The following is a 24,816-nucleotide window of genomic DNA, read 5'->3' as shown; positions in this document are numbered from 1 at the left end:
CGGGTCAGGGCGAGGCGGGTGGGGGGTGGGTCGCGTGCCAGTGGTCGGCGATGTCGATGCGGCGGGTGATCCAGACCTGGTCGTTGGACTGGATGTGGTCGAGTAGGCGTTCGAGGGCGGCGGTGCGGGCGGGGCGGCCGATGAGGCGGCAGTGCAGGCCGATGGAGAGCATTTTCGGGCTGCCCTCGGCGCCTTCGCGGTAGAGGACGTCGAAGGCGTCGCGTACGTGGGCGAAGAACTGCTCGCCGGTGGGGAAGCCCGCGGGTGAGGCGAAGCGCATGTCGTTGGTGTCCAGCGTGTAGGGCACCACCAAGTGGTCGCGGCCGTGTACGCGCACCCAATAGGGCAGGTCGTCGGCGTAGGAGTCCGCGTCGTAGCGGAAACCGCCGTGCTCGACGACCAATTCCCTGGTGTGCGGCGAATCGCGGCCGGTGTACCAGCCCAGCGGCGCCGCGCCGGTCAGGTCGGTCAGGACGCGCACCGCCTCGGCCATCTGCGTCCGTTCGGTGTCGCGATCGGTGAGCTGATAGGACTTCCAGCGCAGACCATGGCAGGCGATCTCGTGGCCCAGTTCCCGGAAGGCCGCCACCGCTTCCGGATTGCGCTGCGCGGCGCGGGCGACCGCGAAGATCGTCAGCGGCAGCCCGCGCCGTTCGAAGACGCGCAGCACCCGCCACAGCCCGGCGCGGGAGCCGTATTCGTAGAGCGACTCCATGCTCATATGGCGGTTCGGGAACGCTTCGGCGGGCGTCATCTCCGATAGGAACGTCTCGGAGTGTTCGTCACCGTCGAGGACGTTGTTCTCCCCGCCCTCTTCGTAGTTGAGCACGAATTGGACCGCGATCCGCGCCGCGCCCGGCCATCGCGGGTCCGGCGGATTCGGGCCGTAACCGACGAAATCCCTCGCGCCCGCGCCTGTCACGCTCCGCCGCCGCCCTCGGTCCTGCTTGCTCACGACTGCGCCTCGTCGGCGCTCGGCTCGCGCCTTCGCACCGGGCCGCGCAGCACCGCGCCCTTGCGACGCTCCGCCACCGAACCTCGGCCCTGCCTCGCGCCCGCGCCCGGACGACGCTCCGCTACGGCGGGCGTGACCCTCGGTATCGACTTCCGCACGCTCATGCGCCGAGCTCGCCGTACAGGCGCAGCCGTGCCAGCCCGCCGTCCGGGTAGATGTCCAGGCGCACCTCTTCCACGGACGCGGCCATCGGCGCGATCGGGAACCGGTGCCTGGTGTCGGGTTGCAATGCGGTGCGTGGCAACAACTCCAGTTCGGTGCCGTCGTTGGTGCGGCCGGTGAGCCGGGCAGCGCCCGGGCTGTTGCCGAGGAAGTAGGAGGTGTCTAGTTCGGCGAGCCGGATCAGTCCCGGTCCGGCCAGGCGGATGCGCACCCAGTCGTTGCCGTCGTCCCGGCGGCGGGCGGTCTCCCAGCCCTCGCCCATGGACCGGGCCCGGCCGGGGTACAGCAGCTGGTTGGGCGAGCTGTAGAAGCGGTTGGAGCAGTCCAGTACCAGCGCGCCGTTCTCCAGCGCGGCCAGATCCAGCGGGCCGAGTCCGAGCAGGCGCGGATCGGGCCGCCCCTCGCCGTGCACCCGCAGCCTGGCCACGCCGCCGTCGGGATGCATGGTGAGTCTCACGTGCGTCCAGCGCTTCTCGTTGTCGACCGCGAACAGGTTGCGGCTGTCGCCCGTCACCGGAGAGCGATCGACCAGCAGCACCCAATCATCCCGCGCGGCAATGGTCTCCGCGGGCGGGTAGTCCTCGATCTCCAGCGCCGACACCGAGACGGCGGGTGGATAGTTGCCCTTGAACCACGCCGTGTCCACGACGATCCCGCGGATCACGCCCGGCACGCCGAGCCGCACGATCGCGGAGTCGTCGCCGGGCCGACCGCGGTGCCTGCGGGTCTCCCAGCCGTCGTAGATCTGGCCTTTGTGGCCGAAGCTGGACGGCCGGTACTGCGCGGGACCGGGGCTGATCAGATTTTCCTTCTCGGCGAAGAACTCGTCGTTCGCCCAGATCACCGAGCCGCCGAGCGGACGGACCGCCAGGTCCGGCAACAGCGTGATCTCTTCGTCGTCGCCCCGCATCGCGTCTCCTGTGTCTTTCGGGACCGCACCGTTCGGATGGCCGATCACGTCGCCTCCGTCGGGATCGGCGCGCGAGCCGCCAGCGCGCGCAGGACCGTCTCGGTGAGTTCCGCGGCCCCCGCGTCCGGGCGAGCGCCGCACTCGATGCCGCGCAGCACGGTGGCGGCCAGCGCTTCCGCGGTGGCGGGCTCGTCGACGATGTCGCCGCCGCGCCGGGCCAGATAGTCGCGCAGGCGCGGCACCGCGACATCGATCGCCTGGCGGAAGAAGTCGTAGGTGGCCAGCCAGCGTGTGATCAGGTGGCCCGGATGCATGTCCCAGCCCTGGTAGTACCCCCGCCGCAACGACCGGGCGACCAGGCGGTGATGGTTGCGCAGCGCGGCCTCCGGGTCGGCGTCGGGCACGACCTGGGTGGAACCGTCGCACACCCACGCCCCGGTCTGCGCGGCCGCGACCTGCATGACCGCCTTGGCGTAATCGGCGGCCGGGTGGTCGAGCGCTTGGTCCGGCGCGGCGACGCCGAGTGCCGCGGTGTAGTCGTAGGTACCGAAGTGCAACGCGGTGCAACGACCTTCGGAGAGTGTGAGCATGGCGGCCACGGGGGCGGTGCCATCTGCCGCCAGGATCGCCTGCGGGCTCTCGATCTGTAGTTCGAAACGCAGGCTGCCCTCGGCGATGCCGTACGCGCGCTCCAGCCCGACACACAGCTGCACCAATGCCGAAACCTGCTGCACCGCACGAATTTTCGGCACCGTGAAGACGAAGCCCGCGGGCACACCCCCCACGCCCTCCAACACGAGATCCAGCGTGCGCAGCGCACGACGACGCTCACCGCCGCCCAAGCCCTTCATCCGGATGCCGCTGTTCGCCGGGCCTCCGGAGCGCCGCGCCCAGGCCGCGAGCACCGCACCCGCCGCCGTGGCCGCGCGGTCCTCCTCGGCGTCGGCGCGCAGGCCGTAGCCGTCCTCGAAGTCGATGCGCAGATCCTGGACCGGGTCCGCTTCCAGTCGTTTGCGCACGTCGGGCAGCGAGCCGGTCGCGTCGAGCGTGGCCAGCAGATCGTGGTGACGGTCGAGCAGTCCGACCGCGGCCGCGCCCCACTCCGCGGGAGTCTCCTCGGTGACCCGGTCGGCCGGGACGTACACGGTGTGGATCGGTTGCGAGCGGCCGTTCGATCCGGGATACCTGCGGCGCAGCTCGGTATCGACCGCGTCGAGCATCGACTCGATCCGCCCGCGTACGTTCTCCGGCACCTTCGTCATCGTGATCCCTTCTCCCGCAGCGCGGCCCATACCCGGTCCGCGGTCATCGGCAGCCGGTACAGCCGCACGCCGACCGCATCGCGGATCGCGTTGGCCAGCGCGGGGGCGACCGGGTTGTACGGCGACTCACTCATCGACTTGGCGCCCAGCGGGCCGAGCGCGTCGGAAGTCCGGGCGAAGTAGACCTCCGTGCGCGGCACGTCGGCGAATTGCGGCACGTGGTAATGCCGCAGGGTCTGGGCGCCAACCACTCCGTCCGCACTGCGCATGTCCTCGTACAGCGCCGTGCCGACGGCCTGCGCCGCACCGCCCTCGACCTGCCCACGGCACTGCACCGGATTGAGCACGGTGCCCGCGTCGGCGGTCTGGATCGACTGGAGGATGCGCACCGCTCCGGTGCCGGGGTGCACGGCGACGCGGAAGGCGTGCACGTTGAAGCTCACCGACCGTGGGCTGCCCCCGTGCTCGGCGTGCGCGGTGAGATCGCCGCCGGTCAGCAGTTCGGCCGCGGTGAGCACCCGGTCCGCGCAGTGCACGCCGCCGGTGCCGAGCACGCAGTCCCGCTCCGGAACTCCCGTCAGTTCGGCCGCCCTGGCCAGCATGAGCCCGCGCAACGCGCACGCCGCCTCGTACACCGCCTTGCCCGCGACCACGATGCCGGTGGAGCCGAACGCGCCGGTGTCGTACTCCACCAGATCGGTGTCGGCCTGCCGGATCACGATGCGGGTGACCTCGGTGTCCAGCTCGGTGGCCGCGAGCTGCGCGTGCACCGTCGTGGTGCCGTTGCCGAATTCCGCCGTGCCGACCCGGATCTCGTAGCGGCCGTCGGGCAGCAGCGAGGCCGTCGCCGTCGACCGGTGGCCCCGGGGCGGGACGGTCGCGATCATCGCGGCGGCCATGCCGGTGCCCACCCGCCACTGCGGGCCGGGCGCTTGCACGTCGTTGCCGCGCAGCAGCGCCCGTTCGGCCAGGTCGAGGCACTGGTCCAGACCGTAGCTGCCGAACATGAGGTCGCTCTCGTTCACCGCGGCGCCGACGAACGGGTCGCCGGGGACCACCACGTTGCGGCGGCGCAGTTCGAACGGGTCCATGCCGAGCGCGTGCGCGAGCTCGTCCAACGCCGACTCCACCGCGAAGATCACCTGGCCGAGACCGTAGCCGCGGAACGCGCCGGAAGGGACATTGTTGGTGTACACCGCTCGCGCGTCGACCCGTTTGTTGGCGCAGCGGTACAGCTCCACCGACTCGCCGACGCCGTGATACATCACCCCGCCGCTGTGATTGCCGTAGGCGCCGGTGTCGGCGAGCACGTCGACGGCCAAGGCGGTGAGCACGCCGTTGGCGTCGGCGCCTGCCGTCACCTCGACTCGCATCGGGTGGCGGCAGGTCGCCGAGGTGAACTCGTCGGCGCGGGTGAACTCGTACTGCACCGGCCTGCCGGTCCGCAGCACGGCCAGCGCGATCAGGTCCTCGGCCAGCATTTCCTGTTTCGCGCCGAATCCGCCGCCCACCCTGGCCGCGAACACCCGCACCCGCGCGGACGACAGCCCGAACAACCGGCACAGTTCATCCCGGACCAGGAACGGGACCTGAGTACTGCACCGGATGACGAGCCGCCCGGCGTCATCCAGCCAGCCGACCCCACCGTGTGTCTCGAGGTGCACGTGCTGCCCACGCGGCGAATGCCAGACGCCGCGCACGACGTGCGCCGCGCCGGCCAGTCCCGCCGCGACGTCGCCCACCTCGCCGTGCAGTTCGGCGACGAGGTTGCGGCCGGGATCGGCGATCCGGGCCGAAGCCGGTTTGTCGCCGTGGAGTTTCGGCGCCTCGGCGCGCAGCGCGTCGCGCGGATCGAACACCGCGGGCAGGACCTCGTAGTCGACCTCCAGCAGACGGCAGGCCTCCCGGGCGATCGCGACGCTGTCGGCCACCACCGCGGCCACCCGCTGCCCCACGAACCGGACGGTCCGGTCGAGCACGTAGGTGTCGTCGGGATCGTCGGTGCGCAGTTCGTGCCGCGCGGTGGAGAACGGCACATCCGGTGCGTCGGCATACGTCAAGACGGCGTGCACACCCGGCAGTGCCTCGGCGGCGGCGGTTTCGATCGAGCGGATGCGCGCGTGGGGATACGGGCTGGTCGAGACGGCGATGTGCAGCGGGGCGGTCGGCGGCGCGGTGGCGGCATCGCTCGTTCGCGGCCGGTCCTCCGCGGGGGAGCCGAACGGCGGCAGATCCAGCGTGAACGGCTCACTCCCGCAGACGATGCGCGGCCCGGCCAACGCGCCGACTCCGGCTCCAGCGCCTGCGGTGGTCGTCGCGGTTCGATCGGAGGCGAAGGAAGGTGGGTCGCCGGGATCGAGCGGCTCGCCCAGCGCGGCGCGGATGGCGCGGTAGCCCGTGCAGCGGCAGAGATTTCCCTTCATCAATTCGGCGAGTTCGTCGCCCGGCACGGCCACCCGCTCGTCGTCCCCGCACCCCAGCCCCGCGGCCGTGACCACCATGCCCGCGGTGCAGAAACCACATTGGAACGCGGCGTTGTCGACGAACCGGCGCTGCACGGGGTGCGGGTGCTCCGGCGTTCCGAGCCCGGCGGCGGTGGTGACGGACCGTCCGGCGGCGCGATAGGCGGGAAAGACGCAGGAGTGCACCGTCATTCCGTCGACGAGCACCGAGCAGGCCCCGCAATCGCCGGTGTCACACCCCTTTTTCACCGCGCGGGTGCCGCTGTCGCGCAGCACCGTCCGCAGGCACTGGCCCGGCCGCGCCGCGATGTCGACGGTCCTGCCGTCCACCTCGAACCGCATCAGTATTCCCGCAATTCCGCGGCGACCTCGCGGACGAGCACCCTCGCGACGTGCCCGCGCCACTCCGGCGAACCGTGCGGATCGTCGAACCACAGCGCGGGATCTATCGTGCCCAGCGCGTCGCGTATCGCACCGTCGGTGGGCGGTGCGGCGAAATCCAGGACGACGGGCCTGGTGGTGGCGGCGGTGATGGTGACCGCGCTGCGGCCGTCCCGCTCCCGCCGCCCCATCACCACGGCGCCGGACCGGCCGAGCGGAGCGAGCGCGATCTTCCGGAAGCTGGTGCGGGCCAGCAGACTCGACCGCGGCAGGCGGATCGAGCGCAGCACCTCACCGGACCGCAGCACCGTGCGTCCCGGACCGAGGACGAACTCGCGCAACGGGATACACCGATCGGCGCCGTCCGTCGTCCACACCACCGCCGTCCCGTCCAGCGCGACCAGCGCGCCGAGCACCGCGCCCGCGGGCAGCGCGAGGCAGACGTTGCCCCCGACGGTGGCGGTGCGCCAGATCTTGTGCGAGGCCAGCAGCGCCCGGCAGGACAGGGCGAACAGCGCGGTTCCCGGCCACGGGTCGTGCAACACCGGCATCCCCAGCTCCCGTCCCGGCGCGGCCCCGGCGAACTCGGCCAGGGTGCAGGTCGCGGCGATCTCCAGCCCGTCGTCCCCGATCTCGAACGCCGGCCAGCCCAGGCCGGTGATGTCGACCAGGCGCACCAGCTGATCCTGCGGCTCGGAGAACAGGAACGTCCCTCCGGCGAGCACCGCGGTCGAAGCGCCGAGCACGGCCAGGTCTTCCCGCTCGCGGGCGATCACCACCTCGCGGATCGTGTCCAGGTCCACGTCTCACCTCGTTCCTGCCTCTCCGTCACCGTAGAGCCAGTCGGTTGCCGCCGTATTGCCTGCGACGCCCGCCAGATTGCGCGGCCGTTACCTCGCCGCACGACGGCCACCCGCGGCCTGCCGAGCGGACGTGCCGTCCACGACACCACGGCTCCACCCGCCTCGACGGCCGCCGGAGCCGACACTGGTTCAGTATTGCTCGTCCCGCCTGACCAGGCACGACACCTCGCCCACATCCGCGCAGCGATCACCCCGCTTTCGCGACCAACGCCGCCTGCGCCCGCGCCACCTCGCCCGCGACCACATCCGTGTCCACCGTGCGCACCTCGCCGTCGCGCACCACCTCGCGTCCGTTCACCAGCAGCGCGACCAGCGGCGGGGCCGAGCCGAGCACCAGCGCGGTCACCGGATCCTCGATTCCGGCGTGCGCGGCCGTGTCCAGGCGCCACAACGCCAGGTCCGCCAGCTTGCCCACCTCGATCGAGCCGATCTCGGCGGCCCGGCCCAGCACTCGCGCGCCGCCCATGGTGGCCAGTTCCAGTGCGGTGCGCACGGTCATCGCACGCGGGCCGCCGCGGTTGCGCGCCCACAGCAACGCGTGGCGCGGCTCCTCGATCATCGAACCGGCCTCGTTGCTCGCCGCCCCGTCGACGCCGAGGCCCACCGGGACGCCCGCGCGCACCAGGTCGGCGGTGCGGGCGACGCCCGCGCCGAGCCGCGCGTTCGACGTGGGGCAATGCGCCACGCCGGTGCCGGTTGCCGCCATGGCGCCGACCGCGTCGTCGTCGAGGTGGACGCCGTGCGCGTACCAGACATCCGAACCGAACCAGCCGAGCTGCTCCATGTACTGCGCGGGCGTGCAGCCGAAAGTCTCGGCGCAGTAGTCCTGTTCGTCGAGGGTCTCGGCGAGGTGAGTGTGCAGCCGGACGCCGGTGGCGCGGGCCAGCGCCGCCGATTCGCGCAGCAGGTCCGCCGTGACCGAGAACGGCGAGCACGGCGCCAGCGCGATCCGCAGCATGGCATCGGACGACGGGTCGTGCCAGCGGGTGATGGCCGCCGCGCTCGCGGTGAGGATGTCGTCGAGACTCTCCACCAAGTGGTCGGGCGGCAACCCGCCCGCGCTCGCCCCTAGGTCCATCGAGCCGCGACAGGGATGGAACCGCAGGCCCACCTGCGCCGCCGCGGTGATCTCGGCCGCGAGCGGGTCACCGCCGTCGCGCGGGAACACGTAGTGGTGATCGGTGGTGGTGGTGCATCCGGTGCGCGCGAGGGCCGCGAGCGCACCCGTGGCCGCCACACGCACCGCGTCCTCGTCGATACCCGCCCAGACGGGGTAGAGCGTGGTCAGCCATTCGAACAGCGTGTGGTCGGTGGCCAGGCCGCGGGTGATCCATTGATAGAGGTGGTGGTGGGTGTTCACCAGCCCGGGGGTCAGCAGGCAGCCGCGCCCGTCGACGCGCCGAGCATCGGGGATTTCCGGCGGGTCCCCTGCGCCGACCGCGTCGATCCGGTTGCCGCGCACGACGACGTGGCCGCGGGCGTGCTCGGTGCCGAGCGCGTCGACCGTCGCGACGGCGCAGTCCGCGATGACGGTCACCTGGTCCACGCGGGCCCCGCTTCCGGGGCGTCGGCGCGCGCCACGGTGGCGTGGATCAGCCCGTAGGGCCGGTCGTCGGCGTGGTACACCTCGCCGCGGTTCTCGATGCCGAAGCGGCCCAGGTCGTAGTCGAAGTGATGCTTGTTCGGCGCCGCGAGCCGGATCTCGGCCAGCACCGGGCACGCGGTCAGCGCGGCCTTGCCCATCTCGAACAGCGTCTGTTGCATGGCCTTCGAGTGCAGCGTCGCGAAGGTCTCCACCAACCGCGCCCGCACGCCGGTGTAGACCTCGTCCCAGTCGACGCCCGCGCTGTCGGCGAACCGCCACTCGGCGACCAGTGCGGTGGCCAGCATCCGATCGTGGGTCGGCGCGAGCACGGTGAAGTCGTCGGTCAGGAAGTCCGCGAACTCCGACCCGGTCGACTTCAGGATGGTCAGGTCCTTCACCCCGCCCACCACCCAGGCCCGCCGCTCGGCGCCGCTTCCGGCCACGGTGACCGCCGCGGTGCGCACTTCGGGGCCTTGCCGCACCCAGGTGTGGTCGTGCTCCACGCCGCCGACCGAGACGCGCTGCCAGGCGTATTCGTCGACCTCGACGCGCGCGCTGCGCACCGGTTCGATCTCGGCGACGAAATGATCGGCCAGCGCGAGCGCGTAGTCCTCGATGGCCCGCAGTCCCGGCTGTTTCGCGAAGGCGTAGGCGGTCTGCTTCTGTGAGTCGGTGGGCAGTACCTTCGCCTGGTCGCCCGCGACGTACGCGTCGGCGAAGTCGCCGCGCAGCACCGTGGACACGTTCACGTCGCGGATCTCATGGCGTGCGGTCTGCCGGTGGATCCGGACGATCCGGTTCTCCGCCTTGCCGTATCGGTGGTCGGTCAGCACGATCGGCCCGGTCAGTTCCATGCTCGGCTCAGCTCCCTCGATAGGTGGAAAACGCGAAGGGCGACAGCAACAATGGGACGTGGTAGTGCCGCTCCTCGGTCACGGCGAACGCGATGCTCACCTCGGGATAGAAGGCTTCGACCTCCTGCCGCGCGAAGTAGGCGCCGGTATCGAACACCAGCCGATAGGTTCCGGGTTCGAGCGCTTCGCCCAGTGCCCCGATCCGTCCATCGACATCCGTTTCGCCCGAATCGAGCTGCCGATCCCCTTGATGCAACGTCACGGTGACGCCCGCGGCGGGTGCGCCGCGCACCGCGTCCAGCACGTGCGTGCTCAGCGTGCTCATGACCGCGTCTCGCGGGCACACGGCTGCGCCATGACCACGACCGTGGCTGTGCCGACCCTTCGCTCGCTACGCCCACTCACGACCGCTCCGCCAGCAGCGTGCGCAGCCGGATCCGGTTGATCTTGCCCAATTCTGTTCGCACGACTCGCCTTTCGGTCTCGGGATCATTGCGCAGCCGGGCGGTGAGCAGCGCGAGCAGCTCCTCGCCCGACCTTCCGCTCGCGCACACCAGATAGATGTGCCCGAAGCGTTCCTCGTAAGCGCGGTTGCCCTCGGCGAGCGCCGCGCGCACCGCGTCGGCGGCTCCCGCCACCCCGGCCTGCTCCCGCGCCGAAGCCTCGGAATGCGGCCGCTCCCCGATCCTCGGATGCCCCGCCAAGGCCAGGTCGAGTTCGGACTCCGGCAGCCCGGCCAGCACCTCGTCCGCCGCGTCGAGCAGCGCCTCGACGCTGCGGTACGGACGGCCCGCGACCAGCGACCGCGCGAAGCCCGGCGACGAGCAGCAGCCGAGCACCGCCCGGTAGGCCGCGTCGCCGGACAGCGCGTCGAATGCCGCGATCCCGGGCCGCCGATCCGTCATCGGACCAGCATCGGATAAGTCCCGGTGAGCCGCCACCGGAAAGGGATGGATCACCTTCGGCGTGTCGCTCGCGGATGCGCGTCCCGGCACCGGCTTCACCTCATGCGGCGCAGACCGCGCGGTATTACCGTTTAGCCATGGCCGACCCTGATCGTCCCGCCGTCGCGCCCTGCGCCGGCGTCGTGCTCGCCGCGGGCGCAGGCACCCGCTACGGAAAACCCAAGGTGCTCGCCGAGGACGGCGCCTGGCTGCGGGCGACCGTCACCGCGCTGCGCGACGGTGGCTGCGACCCGGTCATCGTGGTGCTCGGCGCGACCGGCCCGACGCCGCGAATCGTCGATCTGCCGCCGGGCGTGCGGCACGTGTGGGCCGCGGACTGGGCCACCGGTATGAGCGCATCGCTGCGGGCGGGCCTGATCGCCGCGGCGGGCACCCCCGCCCGCTACGCCGCGATCATGCCGGTGGACACCCCCGATGTGGGCGCCGACGTGGTCGCCCGGGTGCTCGCCGCCGCGCTGGCGTCTCCCAGCGGTCTGGCTCGCGCTGTGTTCCACGACACACCGGGACACCCCGTTGTTATAACCCACAAACATTGGAATGCGATTTGCGGGTCGGCAGCAGGAGATTCCGGTGCCCGCACCTATTTGACCGGCAGAAACGATATGGTGTGCGTCACGTGCGACGATTTGGCGACGGGCGTCGATCGTGACTTCCCGGCCACGACCGCACGGTGATCGGAGCTAGCTGATGCGGGACATCGTCGACGACCTGTTGCGGGTGTGGCACTCGGGCCGGACCGGCGGACTCGGCACCATCGTGCGCACCGTGGGCGCCGCCCCGTTACCCGTGGGCTCGGCGATGCTGGTCGGTCCCGACGGGGGCGTCTACGGGTCGGTGGCCGCGGGCGGGCTGGAGGAGATCGCGTACGAGGCGGTGCTCCAGGCGGCGCGCACCGGCCGTCGCGCGATGCACCGCTTCGGCGTGGCCGGCGGCATGGAGGCGGGCGGGAACGGCGAGGCGATGATGGACGTCTTCACCGAGCCGTTCTCGCGAAGACACTTCCCGGAGTTTCCGGATGTCGCCGCCGAGATCGCGGCGCACCGCAGGGTCACCGTCTTCACGGTGGTCTGGAACTCCGATTCCGACCTGATCGGCCAGCACCTGATCACCGACAAGAAACACGCCACCGAATTGGTCGCGCTACCGGATTCGGACGTCTTCGTCTCCTCGTTCGCCCCGCCGCCGCGCCTGCTCATCTTCGGCGCCAATTCCTTCGCCGCCGCCCTCACCGTACAGGCCGGGTTGCTCGGTTACCGGGTGACGATCTGCGACTCGCGCCCCAATTTCGCTACGCCGGAATCGTTTCCCGGCGCCGAAGTGGTGGTCGACTGGCCGCACCGCTATCTCAACGTGTTGTCCGCGGCCGGCGAGATCGACAGCAGCACAGCCATAGTCGTGCTATCGCACGATCCCACGTTCGACATCCCGCTGCTCACCGTAGCGCTACGACTACCCGAGCTCGGGTATCTCGGCGCGATGGGCTCCCGCCAGGTGCACATCCGGCGGATCGAGGATCTGCAGGCGGGCGGTTTCGGCGCGGAGACGCTCGCACGGCTGCACTCGCCCGCCGGATTGGACATCGGCGCGCGCACCGCCCCCGAGATGGCCGTGGCGATCGCCGCCGAACTGCTGGCCGCCCGCGCCGCCCAACCGGTGCGAGCGGCCGACCCGTACAGCGGCGAGTTCCCTATCCCGTCGAGGACCGCTGTGGGAATCTGATCATTTCAAGCCGGGGTTCTCGGCATACACCTCGCGCAGTACGGACAGGTCGAACAGCTGGGCGGCCTTGATATCTATCTTCGCGGCGCGCAGCGCGGCGATATTCTGCTCGATCAGCGCGTCGGTCATGGAGAGCAGACCATTGGCGGCCGTGTCCGCCGAGACCACCAGCTCGTTCTGAGCGCTCGCCTCCTTCGTCTGCTCGGCGAGATCGAGCTTCTGATCCTTGCCGTACACCTCGACCGCGAGCCGGGCCGATTCGGCCGGGTCGGCCACCGCGTCCTTCCAGCCCTTGATCTCGGCGGCCAGGAACGCCTTCAGCTTGTCGCGCTCCTTGTCGATGGTGGACTGCGCGACCGTGAGCGTCTCCGCGACCAGCGGTAGATCGAAGTCCGCGAACAAGAAGTGCGTGTTCTGGAAGCCCTTCGCCGCCAGCGTGATCGGCTCATTGGTCACATAGCTGACCCATCCGTCGACCTCACCGTTGGCCAGCGGGGTCGGATCGTATTGCGCGGGTACGACGGTGACATCGCCGGGCTTCAGCCCGTTGGCGGTGAGCAGCGCGTTGAAGATCAGCTGGTTGGTGTCCTGCACACCGATCTTGCGGCCCTTCATGTCCTGAGGCGACTTGATCGGTTTCGCGGCGGCGGACACGATCGCGAACGGATTCTTCTGATAGGTGGTGGCGACGATCTTGGCGGGCAGCCCCTCCAGGATCGCCGGTGCGGTGGTCTGCGGCGCGGACAGTCCCAGCCACACCTTCCCGGTGTCCAATCCGGCCTCCACCGACGTGCTGGCCGCGCCGCCCGCGACGAGGTCGACCGAGCCGAAACCGGCTTCCTTGAAATAGCCTTTCGAGTCGGCGAAGTATTCGCCCGCGAATTCGATGTTCTTCAGCCAGGACAGCTGCACCGCGACGCTGCCGTATTTCGAGCCGTCCTCGGTGGTGCCGCCCGACGAGCCGCCGGAATTCCCGCCGCAGGCGGCCAGCGCCCCCGCACCGCCGAGCGCGGCGCCGGCGAACGCGGAGTATCGGAGAAACGAGCGTCGGTTCAGGTGCCCGAACGTGGAGCGTTGCGCGGGTGTCATGGGCCGAATCTAGGTGTAGCGCGTTTCATTTTCTTTACTTTGGCGTTCCGAGCGAGAATTCGCCTGTACTTCGCGGGGGCGGGTCGTTCGGTCAGAGTCGTCCCGCTTCCGGTCCGAACCTCGCGAGCACGAGGTTCTCGATGACGCCGACGATCGCGTAGAGCACCACCGAGACCAGCGTGACGATGACGATCGAGGCCCACAGCTTGCTGTACTGGAACGTCGGGATCGCCCGGATCAGGCCGGCGCCCAGACCGGTGCCGCTGCCGAGCCACTCCCCCAGCAACGCGCCGATCAGCGCGCCCGGCACCGAGATCCGCGCCGCGGCGAACACCGAAGGCAGCGCCGCGGGCACGGCCACCATGCGCAACCCGGTCCAGCGGGAACCGCCGTACGCGGCCACCAGCTCCAGCGCCTGTCGCGGCGCGGCGCGCAACCCCGCCGTGATCATGACCAAGGCGGGGAAGAACACCACGATCGCGGCGAGCACCGCGACCCCGGCGAGGCCACGGCCGAACACCAGCACGATGATCGGCGTGAGCGCCACCAGCGGCACGGAGCGCAGCAACATGGCCACCGGGAGGAAGGTCTGCTCCACCGCGGCGAACGACACGAACAGCGCCGCGACCACCAGCGCGGCGAGCATCCCCGCACCGAACCCGATGGCCGCGTCGCGCAACGTGATCTGCAAGTCGTCCAGGATCGCCTGCCGCGCGGTGGCGGCGTTGGGCGCCGTCACCAAGTAGGTCCAGATATCGCCGGGTGTCTTGCCTACCCGCGGACCGACCTGCGGGAACGCCCTGAGGAAGACGTACCAGATCGCCAGCATCAGCAGCAGCGAGGTGCCCAGCGGGAACAGGAAGATCCCGATCCGTCGCAGGAGGTTCATCGCGCCTCCCGCCCGGTCCACGGCGCGGCCAGCCGGGCGGCCAGCGCCACCAGCGCGTAGCCGAGTCCGGCCAGCGCCGCGGCGGCCAGCGCCATGCCCCAGGTGCGTGGCACGTTGTAGGAGGTCTGCGCCGCAGTCAGCGCCACCCCGATTCCGCTGTCCACGCCGCCGAGGTACTCGCCGATGATCGCGCCGAGCACGGCCGACGGCGCGGCGATCTTCAACGCCGCGAACGTGCTCGGCAGCGCCGAGATCGCCCGCACCCGGTACAGCTGCTGCCAGCGCCCGCCACCGTAGGCGCGCACCAGGTCCAGGCTGGTCCGGTCGGCCGAGCGCAACCCGGAGACGGTGCCGACCATCGTGGTGAAGAAGCAGTACATCGCGGCGAGGAACACCGTCGGGGTGCGTCCGCCGAAGACCACCAGGATGATCGGGCCCAGCGCGAGCAGCGGCGTGCAGTAGCTCAGGATCGCCAGCTGGGTGGCCAGCGACTCGATCGGCGGGACCAGCACGATCAGGACGGCCAGCGCGATGGCCAGGCCGTTGCCCCAGACGAATCCTTGCAGCGCGCCGAGCGCGGTGATCCGGAAATTGGGGCCGTACAGGTCCCAACCGTCGGTGTACATGGTGTGCAGCACCTGCCAGGGGCTGGGTATGGTGCCGCCCGCGACCTCGAACGCGGCGAGAGCCCACCACACCGCGACCAGTCCGAGTACGCCGAGCACGCCTGCGAAGCGCTTCATGCCGCACTACCCGTTCGACGGATGCGGCGCGCGAGCGGTTGCGGTGCGTTCACGCGACTCCTCCCTTTCCCGACTTCCCGAACAGCAGCTCCGACAGATAGTCGTGCAGCTTGTGGAACTCCGGTGTTCGCATCATCTCCGGCAGCCGGGGGCGCGGCAGATCGATCTCGACCAGCTCGAGCACCCGCCCCGGCCGCGGGCTCAGCACGGCCACCACATCGGACAGGAACACCGCTTCCGCGATGCCGTGGGTGACCATCAGCGTCGTCGCGGGCTTCTCGGTCCAGATCCGCAGCAACTCCAGATTGAGCCGCTGCCTGGTCATGTCGTCGAGCGCCCCGAACGGTTCGTCCAGCAGCAGCACGGTCGGCTTCACCACCAGCGCCCGCGCGATCGAGACGCGCTGGCGCATACCGCCCGAGAGCTGCGCGGGCTTGGCCTTCTCGAAGCCGTCCAGTCCGACCAACCGGATCAGGTCATCGATCTGTCCCTGCTCCGGCTTGATCCCCGCGACCTGCAACGGCAGCGCGATATTCGAGGCCACCGACCGCCACGGCAGCAGCGCCGAATCCTGGAACGCGATGCCGAGCCCGTGCCTGCCGCGCAGTTGCGCGGGCGTCATGCCATCGATCAGCGCCGTGCCCGCGGTCGGCGTCTCCAGGCCCGCGAGAATCCGCAGCACCGTCGACTTGCCGCAGCCGGACGGGCCGAGCAGCGACAGGAACGTGCCCTGCTCGGTGTGCAGATCGACGCTCGCCAACGCCTGCACGGTTTTCCGCCCGACCCGGAAGGTCTTGGTCAATCCGCTGAGATGAATTCCGGTCCCCCCGGCGGTACCGCTCTCCGTGCTCATGACGGCCACGATAAGAGCACCTCATTGCACAGACATTGCGAATCGCGTCGCCGGATTGCGCAATCGTTACGGTCCGCACCGGCCGCGCGGGGTGGATTTCGAATCGGGCCGAGCCGATCGGATGAGATACGCCCCGCCGCGGGTTACACGACAGGTGAACCCGATCCCCACGCTGCTCGACGCCAAGCTGCACATCGCGGGCTCGGAGATCCTCTGGCGCGAAGTGATCGGCAACGGCTTCGGCTTGGCCTCCGCGATCGGCGGCATGCGGCGGCGCGTGTGGGCCTGGCCGGTCGGCATCGCCGGGAACGCACTGCTGTTCACCGTGTTCGTGGGCGGGGTTTTCCACACCCCGCAGCACCTGAATATGGCCGGGCAGGCCGGACGTCAGTTGATGTTCGTCGCGGTCAGCGTCTACGGCTGGTGGAGCTGGCACCGGCACGCGGCACGCGAGACCGGGCTGGAGCACCGCGGCGTCGACCCGCGCTGGGCGGGCGGGCGCGAGCGGGTCGCCCTGGTGGCGGCGATGCTCGCGGGCACGGCGGTGTTCGCGCAGCTCTTCGCGTGGCTGGATTCGTACGGCCCGTGGGCCGAGGCGTGGATCTTCACCGGCTCGGTGCTCGCCACCTACGGCATGGCCCGGGGGCTGGCCGAATTCTGGTTGATCTGGATCGCGGTAGACCTGGTCGGCATTCCGCTGCTGGTACGGGCGGGCTACTACCCGTCGGCCGCCCTGTATCTGGTCTACGCGGGCTTCGTGGCCTGGGGGTTCCTGGTCTGGCGGCGCGGCATCCGCCCCGCCGCCGAGGTTTCGCGGCCGCGGGCGCAGGCCACCGCGAACTAGATCCGCCTACACCACGTCGACCCGCACGCCCGCCGCGCGGATCGTCTCCACCGCCGCCGGATTCGCGTCGGTGTCGGTGACCAGCACCTGCACCTGCTCGATGCCGCAGATGCGGGCAAGCGCGGTGCGCTCGAGCTTTTCGCCGGTGGCCACCACCATCACCCGGCCGGAACGCCGCACCATCTCGGTGGTCACCCCGGCCTCGTCGATATGCCTGCACTGGGCGCCGCCCGCGACGGAGATCGCGTTCACGCCGAGCACGAGTTCGTCGAGCCGCAGTTCGGCCAGCGCCCGTTCGGCCAGCGGCCCGTGCAATTCGTAGGACTCCCGCCGGGCCACCCCGCCGAGGACGATCGTGCGCATGTGCGGGCGCAGCACCATCTCCCCCGCGATGTTCAGCGCGTTGGTCACGAGGGTCAGCCGCTCGTCCCCGGCCGACCCGAGATCCGTGCGCCCGGCCAGCGCCCTGGCCACCGCCGTGGTTGTGGTGCCGCCGTTCATCCCCACCACCGCGTGCGGATCGACAAGGGACGCCGCGTGTTCGGCGATGCGCTGCTTGGCCTCGCCCGCACTCTGCCGGTACCGCGCGGGCAGGTCGTAGGCCACCGTGGTCGCCACCACGCCGCCGTGCGTCCTGGTGGCCAGCTGTTGTTCGGCGAGCGCGGTGAAGTCCCGGCGCACCGTCGCGGCGGATACGCCGAGCCGATCGGCGGCCTCCTCCACCGAGAGTCGCCCGGATTCGGCGAGCAACTCCAGCAACCGATTCCACCGTTGCGGACGATCCGTCGGCCCGGTCATCTCATACCGCCCCCGTCGCGCGGGAAACCTGCTGTTTCGGCGAGCACGCGAACAATATGACCACACGCGCGTGCCCGGAGCGATCCCCCCACGACCGAGGCGGACCGGCTCAGGACACATCGGCCTCGACTGTGGGCCGCTCCTGCCGCGCGAGGGGAATCCGTCCTGCTCCGTCTTCCGTCGGCGGATCGACCCGCGTGCCGGAGAGACCGGAATTCACGAAGTAGGCGATCTCCGCGCAGATCTCGTCCAGGTTCACCGTCGCCTCCGGCTCCGTACTCTGCACCAATTCCTGGGCGAGCGAGGTGACCGCGCCGATCACGGCCAGCGCGAAGAGATCGAAACGCCGCGGGCCGGTCTCGCCGCGCCCGACGGCGCGCTCGGCCTCGCTGATCAGCAACGCCGACAGCAAGCGACGCTGCTGCCTGCGCCACTCCTCCACCGCGGCGCTCACGCCGACCACCTCGACATAACACACTCGCGCGCACCGGGCATCGGCACACGTGACGCCCAGGTACGCCCGGAAACTCGCCACCACGCGGACGGGCAAGGGCTCGTTCTCGGTCGCCGCAAGGGCGGCGAGCGCGTATTCCAGCGCACGGGAGGTGATGCGATTCGCCAAGGCGATGAGCAGAGCCTCCCTGCTGCCCATGTCCTCGTAGAAACTGCGCGTGGAGACGTTCGCCAGGGCGCAGAGCCGTTCGATCGAGGTGCCCGCGTAACCCTGGGTGCCGAATAGTTCGAGGGCGGCGTCGATCAGGCGGGTCTGCCGTTGGGCAACCCGCTGTTCCTTGGACAGCCCGCCGTAGCTGCGACCGTCCCTGGGTCCGTGATCCCGCCGTGTCACCGTTAGATGCTACCGCGCGGTTACCTTCCCCCAGCGCGTCGAGCGCTGGTGCCGTGGCGATTCCGTCGTCCGGGCGGTCCTGCGCTCGCACGCTATTTCACGCCGCCCGCGGTCAGGCCCGCCACCAGACGCTTCTCGATGAGCGCGAACAGCAGCACCACCGGAATGATGCCGACGGTGGAGATCGCGAACACGTACTGCCAGGCGGTGTCGTACTGGCCGACGAACTTGGTCAGCGCCACCGACAGCGGCTGGTTCTCCGGCGTGGTCAGCACGACCAGGCTGGCGGCGAATTCGTTCCAGCACGCCACCACCACGAAGATCGTCGCCGTGACGACGCCGGGCCAGACCAGCGGCAGGCTCACCCGCAGCAGCGTCTGCGCGCGGCCGAGTCCGTCGAGCATCGCGGCCTCCTCGATCTCCACCGGGATCGCGGCGAAGAAACTGTGCAGGATCCACACCGCGAACGACAGGTTGAACGCCGCGTTCACCAGGATCATCGCCAGCCAGGTGTCGTTGATGCCGAGCGCGAAGAACTGCCGGATCAACCCGGTGACCAGCACCGTCGGCTGCAACATCTGGGTCACCAGCACCACGCCGAGAAACACCGCGCGCCCCGGAAAGCGGTGCCGCGCTGTGTAGTACCCCGCCGGTATCGCCACGGCCAGCACCAGCGCGGTGGCGCAGACCGCGATGATGATCGTGCTGACCAGGTTGAACGGCAACGGCGTCTCGGGGGTGTCCCACATCGTCGCGTAGTTGTCCGGATGCCAGGACTGCGGCAGATACGTCGGCGGGATGCGCAGGATCTCGGCTCTGCTCTTCAGTGAACCGAGCACCATCACGACGAATGGCAGCAGGAACACCACGGCGAGTATCACCCCGACCGCGGTGAGCTCCCAGCGGCGTCGTCCGGCGCGGGTGTCCGCCGGGCCCGCCTGCTCGATGCCCTCGGCCCGCGCCGTCATCGGTCGATCTCCCGGGTCGGGCGGACCAGCCGGACGTAGATCGCGATGACGGCGATGATCAGCGCGAAGTTCAGCACGCTCATCGCCGCGGCGGTGTCGATCTGCTGGTTCTGCCGGATCAGCTTGAAGGTGAGCGTCGTGGTGGTGTCCGCCGAGAACCCGGCGATGCTGCCGGTGATCACTTGCAGGATCGGCAGCGAGTTGAACACGTTGATGATGTTGATGATGGTCGCCACCGCGATCGCCGGACGCAGCTGCGGCAGGGTGAGGTAGCGGTAGCGCTGCCACGCCCCCGCGCCGTCGACCCGCCCCGCCTCGTCGATCTCCGCCGGGATCGACTGGAGCCCGGCCAGAATCGTGTAGGTCGTGAACGGCACCGAGACGAACACCGCCACGCCCATCGCCACCAGGAACGCCTGCGTCGGCTGCTTGGTGAAACCGTAACCGCGGTCGAGCAGCCCGATGTCGACCAGGAACCGGTTCGCGATGCCGACGTCCGGGTCGAGCATGTAGTAGAAGATCGTCGTCGTCATCACCACCGACGCCGCCCACGGCACCAGGATCGCCATCCGCACCGCGGTGCGTCCGGGGAAATCCTTGTTCAGGAACTGGGCCAGCGCCGCGGACAGCACCAGGGTGATCAGCACGACGCCGACCACCCAGACCACCGTGTGAGCCAGCACCGAGCCGAGTTCGGAGATCCCGAACAGCGTCCGGTAGTTGGTCAGCCCGGCGTTACCGCGGTCCTGGCCGTAGGCGCTGAGGTCCCTGGTGCTGGTCCACACCATGTAGCAGGCGGGGAAGGCGACGACGGCCGCGATCAGGACCAGCGAAGGCCCGATCCACGGCAGCGCCGCCGCTATTCCTCTGCGCCGCACGTCAGTTCGCGGCTTCCTGGATCCGGCGCAGGACCTGAGCCGGGTCCGCGCCCTGCCCGATGGTGCCCATCTGCTGACGGATGGCGCCTTGGGCCGCGGCCCATTTCGGATTGTTGCTGGGATAGAACCGGGCCACCGGAAGCGTGGCGGCGAACGCCTTGGTCACCGGGTCTTCGGCGAGCGCGGTCGCGGCGCTGTGGGTGATCGGGATGAAGCCCTCGTGCTTGACGAAGTCCGCGTACACCGCCGCCGAGTAGAAGAAGTCGAGGAACTTCTTGATCGACTCGGCCTTGGCGCCGTCCTTCTTGAACGCCATCAGGTGATCTGCCACCCCGAGCGTCACCGGCGTGCCGGTCTTGGTCGGCGAGGGCGCGGTCGCGTAGCGCAGGCCGGGGTTCTTCGCGAGGATCTGGCCGATGGTGGGCGGCAGCGCCTCGATCATGCCGATCTTGCCCTGGATGAAGGCGTTGATCACGTCCTTGCGGTCGGTCGCGCCCGGATTGGGCTGGGTCGCACCGGCATCGATGAGGTCGCGCATGGCCCGCACGCCCTCCAGGTTCTCGGGGGTGTCCACGGTGATCCGGTCGCCGTCGGCCCAGGAGCCGCCCGCGCCGAAGGTCCAGATGGACGTCTCGCCCTGCGCCTCCTCGCTGCCCAGCGGAAGCCCGTACCCGGAGACGCCGCCGCCGAGTGCCTGGATCTTCTTCGCCGCGTCGGTCAGCTCGGCCCAGGTCTTCGGCGGCCGGGCGATGGCCGCCTTCTCGAACAATTCGGCGTTGTAGAACAGGGTGCGGGTGGAGGCGAACAGCGGCAGCGCGTACTGCGTGCCGTCGAGTGCCGCGTTCTGGGCGAAAGCCGGTTGGATGTCGGCCAGCACCGGCGCGGAGACGATGTCGGTGGCCGGGTAGAGCAGGCCGTCGCCCGCGAAGCTGGCGTAGGCGTCGATGTTGAGCAGGTCCGGAGTGGTCGACGGCGACTGGAGCTTGGTGCGCACCACGTCGTTGATCGAGTTCCACGACTCCATCTGCAAGTTGACGGTGACGCCCGGGTTCTGCTTCTGGAATTCGGCGATGATGCCGTCCCACAGCGCCTTGGTGCCGGTGGCGCCGTCGCTGTAGGAGGGGGCGAGGAAATTGATCGTGGTGGCGGAGTCCGTGGCGTCTTTGGAACCGAACCCGCAGGACGAGAGGGTCAGCGCGACGCCGGTGACCATCACGACTCCGGCAAGCACGCGACGAAATGGTCTTTTCACGAGCAGAACCTTTCAGATTTACCCACCCGGTGCCAGCCCAGGCGCCGATGATGGGAGGACGCACGGTCCGTGCACGACAATCTAGCCCGGATTGTGATCATATGTGACCGATTCGATCGTAAATTTGACATAAACAATCACAAGGATGAGGCTGTTCTGGTGCCTACGCCTGCCCGCACGCCGCAGCCGCATCTGGCCACCGAGGTGGCAACCCAGCCCGACGACTGGACGCACGCCGCGACCATCGCCGCCGATCATCACGCCGCACTGCCGAGGCCGGGCGAGCGCGTCGCGGTGATCGGTTGCGGCACTTCGTATTTCATGTCACGTGCGTTCGCGGAACTACGCGAGGGGGCGGGCGCCGGCGTCACCGACGCCTGGCCCGCCAGCGCGGTCCGCGCTCGCGACTACGACCGCTACCTGGTGATCTGCCGTTCCGGCACGACCACCGAGGTGGTGCGCGCCATGCGAGAGATCCCGGCGCACATCCCCCGGGCGGTGATCTGCTCCAGCCCCGGCACACCCGTCCTCGAACTGGGTGACCCGATCCTGATCGACCAGGTCGATGAACGGTCGGTGGTGCAGACGCGTTTCGCGACGACCGCTCTCGCCATCCTGCGCAGCCACCTGGGGGAGGATCTGGCGCCGGTGATCGCCCGAGCTCGGGCGGTGCTCGCCGAGGATCCCGCCGAATCGCTGGCCGGGGTGCGCGGCGCCGAGCAGATCAGCTTCGTCGGCATGGGCTTCGCGGCGGCCATCGCCGACGAGGCGGCGCTCAAGCTGCGCGAATCCTGCCAGTCCTGGACGGAGGCGTATCCGGCGACCGAGTACCGCCACGGCCCGATCGCCATCTCCGCTCCCGGTCGCGCGGTCTGGGCCTTCGGAGCGCTGGAGCCCGGTTTCGCCGCCGACGTCACCGCCACCGGCGCCCATCTGGAACACCGCGACATCGACCCGATGGCGGACCTGGTCCGAGTACACCGGCTCTGCCTCCTGCGCTCCGCCGACCTCGGACTCGACCCCGACCACCCACGCGGCCTGAATCGCTCGGTGGTCCTGAAGTCATGATCGAGGGCGAGCGGTGAACGTCGGCCGGGTCCCCTTCGTCGCGCGGGTGTATGACACGACGTCGTCGCAGGCCGCGTGCGCACCGGCGCGGGAGCCGGCACGAACTACTGTGCCGAGAATGGGTACCGATCAGCCGCGGACGTCGGCGGGCGAGTCCATCGTGGGCGCAGCGGCCGACCTGCCCGACGACGCGCTCGTCCTCGGATTGGACGTCGGCGGCACAACCATCAAAGGCGAGGTCACCGATGCCGGGGGCACGGCACTGGCCGTGGGCACGGTCGCCACGCCGCACGGTCCGGCTGCCTTCGACGCGATGGGCGAGCTGGGCGAGCGGTTGCTGTCCGAACTACCGGAAGCCGACCGCCGCCGGGTGCGCCGGGCGGCTGTCGTGCTGCCCGGCCTCGTGGACACCGCCCGATCGGTCGCGGTGTTCAGCAGCAATGTCGGCTGGCGGGACGTGCACGTGGGCGACCGCTTCGCCGAGCGCTGGGGCGTGCCGACACTCATCGAACACGATGTGGCCGTGGCCGGTTGGGCGGAATGGCGGTACGGCGCCGGGCAGGGTTACGAGAACGTGTGCGTCGTCATTCTCGGCACCGGCATCTCCGGGACGCTGTCGGTCGGCGGGCGGCTGGTGCGCAGCGGCTACGGGCAGGTCGGCGAGTACGGGCACGTGCCGGTGCGGCGCGTGGGCGGATTGCCCTGCCCGTGCGGCAACACCGGCTGCGTCGAGACCGTCGCCTCGGGCGCGGCCATCGCGCGGGCCTACACCCGGCGCACCGGGCGCGAGATCGGTGGCGCCGCGCAAGTCTTCGCGCTGATGTCCACCGATCCCGACGCGGCCGCCGTGGTCGAGGACGCGGTCGACGCGCTCGCCGACGGGCTGGTCGGCATCGTGCACGCGGCTTGCCCCGAACTGATCGTCCTCGGCGGCGGGGTCGCCGGAGCCGGCGCGGCGCTCACCGAACCCCTGCACCGGGCGCTGTCCGACCGGCTCCGCTTGGTCCCCGCACCCCGCGTGGTGCTCGGCGAGTTCGGCGCTCGCGCGGGCCTCGCGGGCGCCGCCCTCTTCGCGCGACGCGGAGCATTGACATGACGCCCACCGCAAGCCCGCCACCGGCGAATCCCACAACCCCCTTCCTGGTCGATCGCGGCGCCGAGGCGGCCGGGCCGATGCCGAGCGTGATCTCCGTCCACGTCCAGTCCGTGCTCACGACGGTCCACGAGATGGCGAGTACGGCCGAGGAGGACTGACATGACAGAGCTGATGATCCGGGGCCGCATCGTCTCGGCGAGCGTCGCGCTGGACGACGGCGTGGTGATGATCTCCGGGGACCGGATCGAGGCGGTGCGGTCGTTCGCACAGTGGCGCGCGGCGCATCGCGATTTACCTGAGCCGCCATTTTCCGGCACCGTGCTGCCGGGGCTTGTGGATATTCACAACCACGGTGGATTCGGGTATCGGTTCGACACCGTGGACGGCGCGCAGGCGCGGACGGCGGCGCAATCGCACCATGCGCGCGGCTCGACCACGGTGGTGGCGAGCGTGGTCACCGGTCCTGCCGAGGAGATGGTGGCGCAGACCGCCGCCTTGCGCGAGCTCGCCGAGGAAGGCGTGCTCGGCGGTGTCCACGTCGAGGGGCCGTTCCTGTCCGAGGCGCGCTGCGGAGCCCAGGACCCGCGATTCCTGTGCGACCCCGATCCAGGACTGACCGACCGGCTGCTGACGGCGGGCGGCGGGCATCTGCGCGCGATGACCCTCGCGCCGGAGCGCCCCGGCTACGCGGCCGTCGCACGGCGCCTGGCCGACAGCGGCGTGGTGATCGCACTCGGTCACAGCGACACCGACTACGCGTCCTTCCGGAATGCTCTGCGGCCGAAAGGATCGGCGAGCGTGGTGACCCATCTGGCGAACGGCATGCCGCCGCTGCACCACCGTCACCCGGGCCCGGTCGCCGCGGCACTGGTGGCCGCGGCGGCCGGGGACGCCATCGTGGAATTGATCGGCGACGGCGTGCACGTGGACCCGGGCTTCGCCGCGCTGGTGTTCGCGACCGCGCCGGGACGCGTCGCGCTGGTCACCGATGCCATGCAGGCCGCGGGCCTCGGTGACGGCGAATACCAGCTCGGCCCGCAGCCGGTGACGGTGCGAGACGGGGTGGCGCGCGTCGCGGGCGGATCCATCGCGGGCGGCGTCAGCACCCTGCTGGAATGCCTGGCGCGCGCCGTGCGCGAATCGGGTGTTCCGCTGCGGGACGCGGTACTCGCGGCCACCTCGGTTCCGGCCGCCGCGCTCGGGCTCGCCGACGTCGGTGACCTGCGGCCCGGCCAATTCGCCGACATATTGACAGTCAGTGACAATCTCCACTTGCGCGGGGTGCTCAGACGTGGACAGTGGTTGAGGTGATC

General features: G+C 70.3%; 26 protein-coding genes. 7 read left to right on the top strand and 19 right to left on the bottom strand.

Annotation, left to right across the window (positions count from 1 at the left end; all coding sequences use genetic code 11):
• Window positions 1-4: 4 nt before the first annotated feature.
• The 10 genes from puuE to uraD all read right to left on the bottom strand — a co-directional run bounded on the left by puuE (window position 5) and on the right by uraD (window position 10,399).
• Complete coding sequence (puuE, locus tag NG1_RS04065) at window positions 5-955, bottom strand: allantoinase PuuE (protein ID WP_373686096.1); 951 nt, start codon at window positions 953-955, stop codon at window positions 5-7.
• Window positions 952-1,119 carry a hypothetical protein gene (locus NG1_RS36365; protein WP_157113850.1) on the bottom strand — a complete coding sequence of 56 codons (168 nt, stop codon included), beginning with the start codon at window positions 1,117-1,119 and terminating at the stop codon, window positions 952-954. The genes puuE and NG1_RS36365 overlap by 4 nt, the downstream gene beginning before the upstream one ends.
• Window positions 1,116-2,087 carry an allantoicase gene (alc, locus tag NG1_RS04060; RefSeq protein ID WP_062968365.1) on the bottom strand — a complete coding sequence of 324 codons (972 nt, stop codon included), beginning with the start codon at window positions 2,085-2,087 and terminating at the stop codon, window positions 1,116-1,118. Before alc ends, NG1_RS36365 begins: the two co-directional genes overlap by 4 nt.
• Before the next feature lie 44 nt (window positions 2,088-2,131).
• On the bottom strand, window positions 2,132-3,349 hold the full coding sequence (locus tag NG1_RS04055; RefSeq protein WP_245659786.1) for a DUF6986 family protein: 1,218 nt from the start codon (window positions 3,347-3,349) through the stop codon (window positions 2,132-2,134).
• On the bottom strand, window positions 3,346-6,153 hold the full coding sequence (locus NG1_RS04050; protein ID WP_062968094.1) for a molybdopterin-dependent oxidoreductase: 2,808 nt from the start codon (window positions 6,151-6,153) through the stop codon (window positions 3,346-3,348). The genes NG1_RS04055 and NG1_RS04050 overlap by 4 nt, the downstream gene beginning before the upstream one ends.
• Window positions 6,153-6,995, bottom strand: coding sequence for an FAD binding domain-containing protein (locus NG1_RS04045; RefSeq protein ID WP_062968092.1), 843 nt, complete (start codon window positions 6,993-6,995; stop codon window positions 6,153-6,155). The genes NG1_RS04050 and NG1_RS04045 overlap by 1 nt, the downstream gene beginning before the upstream one ends.
• A 247-nt stretch (window positions 6,996-7,242) precedes the next feature.
• Window positions 7,243-8,601 (bottom strand): 8-oxoguanine deaminase, encoded by a 1,359-nt coding sequence (locus tag NG1_RS04040; protein WP_062968090.1) that lies wholly within the window; start codon window positions 8,599-8,601, stop codon window positions 7,243-7,245.
• Window positions 8,589-9,494 (bottom strand): factor-independent urate hydroxylase, encoded by a 906-nt coding sequence (gene pucL, locus NG1_RS04035; RefSeq protein WP_062968088.1) that lies wholly within the window; start codon window positions 9,492-9,494, stop codon window positions 8,589-8,591. The genes NG1_RS04040 and pucL overlap by 13 nt, the downstream gene beginning before the upstream one ends.
• Window positions 9,495-9,501: 7 nt before the next feature.
• Window positions 9,502-9,819: a hydroxyisourate hydrolase gene (gene uraH / locus NG1_RS04030; RefSeq protein WP_062968086.1), complete on the bottom strand. Its 318-nt coding sequence runs from the start codon at window positions 9,817-9,819 to the stop codon at window positions 9,502-9,504.
• Between the two features lie 76 nt (window positions 9,820-9,895).
• Window positions 9,896-10,399, bottom strand: a complete 504-nt coding sequence (gene uraD, locus NG1_RS04025) for a 2-oxo-4-hydroxy-4-carboxy-5-ureidoimidazoline decarboxylase (RefSeq protein WP_062968083.1) — start codon at window positions 10,397-10,399, stop codon at window positions 9,896-9,898.
• Window positions 10,400-10,536: 137 nt separating this feature from the next.
• Here uraD and NG1_RS04020 point away from each other — a divergent pair, with 137 nt between their 5' ends.
• Window positions 10,537-11,133 (top strand): nucleotidyltransferase family protein, encoded by a 597-nt coding sequence (locus NG1_RS04020; protein ID WP_062968081.1) that lies wholly within the window; start codon window positions 10,537-10,539, stop codon window positions 11,131-11,133.
• 13 nt (window positions 11,134-11,146) lie between these two features.
• Window positions 11,147-12,178, top strand: a complete 1,032-nt coding sequence (locus NG1_RS04015) for an XdhC family protein (RefSeq protein WP_062968079.1) — start codon at window positions 11,147-11,149, stop codon at window positions 12,176-12,178.
• Here NG1_RS04015 and NG1_RS04010 read toward each other — a convergent pair whose 3' ends face one another.
• The 4 genes from NG1_RS04010 to NG1_RS03995 all read right to left on the bottom strand — a co-directional run bounded on the left by NG1_RS04010 (window position 12,179) and on the right by NG1_RS03995 (window position 15,752).
• A complete protein-coding gene (locus NG1_RS04010) occupies window positions 12,179-13,267 on the bottom strand; it encodes an ABC transporter substrate-binding protein (protein WP_062968077.1) in 1,089 nt (362 codons plus the stop codon).
• A 91-nt stretch (window positions 13,268-13,358) separates the two neighbouring features.
• On the bottom strand, window positions 13,359-14,156 hold the full coding sequence (locus NG1_RS04005) for an ABC transporter permease (protein WP_062968361.1): 798 nt from the start codon (window positions 14,154-14,156) through the stop codon (window positions 13,359-13,361).
• Window positions 14,153-14,899, bottom strand: coding sequence for an ABC transporter permease (locus NG1_RS04000; RefSeq protein WP_062968075.1), 747 nt, complete (start codon window positions 14,897-14,899; stop codon window positions 14,153-14,155). The genes NG1_RS04005 and NG1_RS04000 overlap by 4 nt, the downstream gene beginning before the upstream one ends.
• A 49-nt stretch (window positions 14,900-14,948) precedes the next feature.
• The gene (locus NG1_RS03995; RefSeq protein ID WP_062968073.1) at window positions 14,949-15,752 is read right to left on the bottom strand and encodes an ABC transporter ATP-binding protein; all 804 of its coding nucleotides are present in this window, start codon (window positions 15,750-15,752) and stop codon (window positions 14,949-14,951) included.
• Between the two features lie 121 nt (window positions 15,753-15,873).
• Here NG1_RS03995 and NG1_RS03990 point away from each other — a divergent pair, with 121 nt between their 5' ends.
• Window positions 15,874-16,596, top strand: coding sequence for a nicotinamide mononucleotide transporter family protein (locus NG1_RS03990; RefSeq protein WP_062968359.1), 723 nt, complete (start codon window positions 15,874-15,876; stop codon window positions 16,594-16,596).
• A gap of 6 nt (window positions 16,597-16,602) precedes the next feature.
• Here the strand turns inward: NG1_RS03990 and NG1_RS03985 are convergent, their stop codons facing one another.
• The 5 genes from NG1_RS03985 to NG1_RS03965 all read right to left on the bottom strand — a co-directional run bounded on the left by NG1_RS03985 (window position 16,603) and on the right by NG1_RS03965 (window position 21,339).
• Window positions 16,603-17,394 (bottom strand): DeoR/GlpR family DNA-binding transcription regulator, encoded by a 792-nt coding sequence (locus tag NG1_RS03985; RefSeq protein WP_040870550.1) that lies wholly within the window; start codon window positions 17,392-17,394, stop codon window positions 16,603-16,605.
• Window positions 17,395-17,503: 109 nt separating this feature from the next.
• Window positions 17,504-18,241 carry a TetR/AcrR family transcriptional regulator gene (locus NG1_RS03980; protein WP_084498681.1) on the bottom strand — a complete coding sequence of 246 codons (738 nt, stop codon included), beginning with the start codon at window positions 18,239-18,241 and terminating at the stop codon, window positions 17,504-17,506.
• A 92-nt stretch (window positions 18,242-18,333) separates the two neighbouring features.
• Window positions 18,334-19,209 (bottom strand): carbohydrate ABC transporter permease, encoded by an 876-nt coding sequence (locus NG1_RS03975; RefSeq protein WP_062968071.1) that lies wholly within the window; start codon window positions 19,207-19,209, stop codon window positions 18,334-18,336.
• Window positions 19,206-20,087: a carbohydrate ABC transporter permease gene (locus NG1_RS03970; protein ID WP_062968069.1), complete on the bottom strand. Its 882-nt coding sequence runs from the start codon at window positions 20,085-20,087 to the stop codon at window positions 19,206-19,208. The genes NG1_RS03975 and NG1_RS03970 overlap by 4 nt, the downstream gene beginning before the upstream one ends.
• A gap of 1 nt (window position 20,088) precedes the next feature.
• Window positions 20,089-21,339, bottom strand: a complete 1,251-nt coding sequence (locus tag NG1_RS03965; RefSeq protein WP_245659785.1) for an extracellular solute-binding protein — start codon at window positions 21,337-21,339, stop codon at window positions 20,089-20,091.
• A 159-nt stretch (window positions 21,340-21,498) separates the two neighbouring features.
• Between NG1_RS03965 and NG1_RS03960 the strand changes: the two genes are divergently transcribed.
• The 4 genes from NG1_RS03960 (at window position 21,499) to NG1_RS03950 (ending at window position 24,814) form a co-directional block, all read left to right on the top strand.
• Window positions 21,499-22,407, top strand: coding sequence for an SIS domain-containing protein (locus NG1_RS03960; RefSeq protein ID WP_245659784.1), 909 nt, complete (start codon window positions 21,499-21,501; stop codon window positions 22,405-22,407).
• Window positions 22,408-22,525: 118 nt separating this feature from the next.
• On the top strand, window positions 22,526-23,503 hold the full coding sequence (locus NG1_RS03955) for an ROK family protein (protein ID WP_084498680.1): 978 nt from the start codon (window positions 22,526-22,528) through the stop codon (window positions 23,501-23,503).
• Window positions 23,500-23,661 carry a hypothetical protein gene (locus NG1_RS36360; RefSeq protein WP_157113849.1) on the top strand — a complete coding sequence of 54 codons (162 nt, stop codon included), beginning with the start codon at window positions 23,500-23,502 and terminating at the stop codon, window positions 23,659-23,661. Before NG1_RS03955 ends, NG1_RS36360 begins: the two co-directional genes overlap by 4 nt.
• A gap of 1 nt (window position 23,662) precedes the next feature.
• Window positions 23,663-24,814 carry an N-acetylglucosamine-6-phosphate deacetylase gene (locus NG1_RS03950; protein ID WP_062968065.1) on the top strand — a complete coding sequence of 384 codons (1,152 nt, stop codon included), beginning with the start codon at window positions 23,663-23,665 and terminating at the stop codon, window positions 24,812-24,814.
• The last annotated feature ends 2 nt before the right edge of the window (window positions 24,815-24,816 follow it).

The sequence above is a fragment of the Nocardia gamkensis NBRC 108242 genome (genome assembly GCF_001612985.1).
Lineage (GTDB): Bacteria > Actinomycetota > Actinomycetes > Mycobacteriales > Mycobacteriaceae > Nocardia > Nocardia gamkensis.
The sequence above is the reverse complement of the archived record's forward strand: the minus strand, read 5'-3'. Positions and strand labels throughout refer to the sequence as shown.

Coding starts and splice junctions, on each gene's coding strand:
- NG1_RS36365 (WP_157113850.1), bottom strand. CDS start 1,119: ATGAGCGTGCGGAAGTCGATACCGAGGGTCACGCCCGCCGTAGCGGAG.
- alc (WP_062968365.1), bottom strand. CDS start 2,087: ATGCGGGGCGACGACGAAGAGATCACGCTGTTGCCGGACCTGGCGGTC.
- NG1_RS04055 (WP_245659786.1), bottom strand. CDS start 3,349: ATGACGAAGGTGCCGGAGAACGTACGCGGGCGGATCGAGTCGATGCTC.
- NG1_RS04050 (WP_062968094.1), bottom strand. CDS start 6,153: ATGCGGTTCGAGGTGGACGGCAGGACCGTCGACATCGCGGCGCGGCCG.
- pucL (WP_062968088.1), bottom strand. CDS start 9,494: ATGGAACTGACCGGGCCGATCGTGCTGACCGACCACCGATACGGCAAG.
- uraH (WP_062968086.1), bottom strand. CDS start 9,819: ATGAGCACGCTGAGCACGCACGTGCTGGACGCGGTGCGCGGCGCACCC.
- uraD (WP_062968083.1), bottom strand. CDS start 10,399: ATGACGGATCGGCGGCCCGGGATCGCGGCATTCGACGCGCTGTCCGGC.
- NG1_RS04020 (WP_062968081.1), top strand. CDS start 10,537: ATGGCCGACCCTGATCGTCCCGCCGTCGCGCCCTGCGCCGGCGTCGTG.
- NG1_RS04015 (WP_062968079.1), top strand. CDS start 11,147: ATGCGGGACATCGTCGACGACCTGTTGCGGGTGTGGCACTCGGGCCGG.
- NG1_RS04010 (WP_062968077.1), bottom strand. CDS start 13,267: ATGACACCCGCGCAACGCTCCACGTTCGGGCACCTGAACCGACGCTCG.
- NG1_RS04005 (WP_062968361.1), bottom strand. CDS start 14,156: ATGAACCTCCTGCGACGGATCGGGATCTTCCTGTTCCCGCTGGGCACC.
- NG1_RS04000 (WP_062968075.1), bottom strand. CDS start 14,899: ATGAAGCGCTTCGCAGGCGTGCTCGGCGTACTCGGACTGGTCGCGGTG.
- NG1_RS03995 (WP_062968073.1), bottom strand. CDS start 15,752: ATGAGCACGGAGAGCGGTACCGCCGGGGGGACCGGAATTCATCTCAGC.
- NG1_RS03990 (WP_062968359.1), top strand. CDS start 15,874: ATGAGATACGCCCCGCCGCGGGTTACACGACAGGTGAACCCGATCCCC.
- NG1_RS03985 (WP_040870550.1), bottom strand. CDS start 17,394: ATGACCGGGCCGACGGATCGTCCGCAACGGTGGAATCGGTTGCTGGAG.
- NG1_RS03975 (WP_062968071.1), bottom strand. CDS start 19,209: ATGACGGCGCGGGCCGAGGGCATCGAGCAGGCGGGCCCGGCGGACACC.
- NG1_RS03955 (WP_084498680.1), top strand. CDS start 22,526: ATGGGTACCGATCAGCCGCGGACGTCGGCGGGCGAGTCCATCGTGGGC.
- NG1_RS36360 (WP_157113849.1), top strand. CDS start 23,500: ATGACGCCCACCGCAAGCCCGCCACCGGCGAATCCCACAACCCCCTTC.
- NG1_RS03950 (WP_062968065.1), top strand. CDS start 23,663: ATGACAGAGCTGATGATCCGGGGCCGCATCGTCTCGGCGAGCGTCGCG.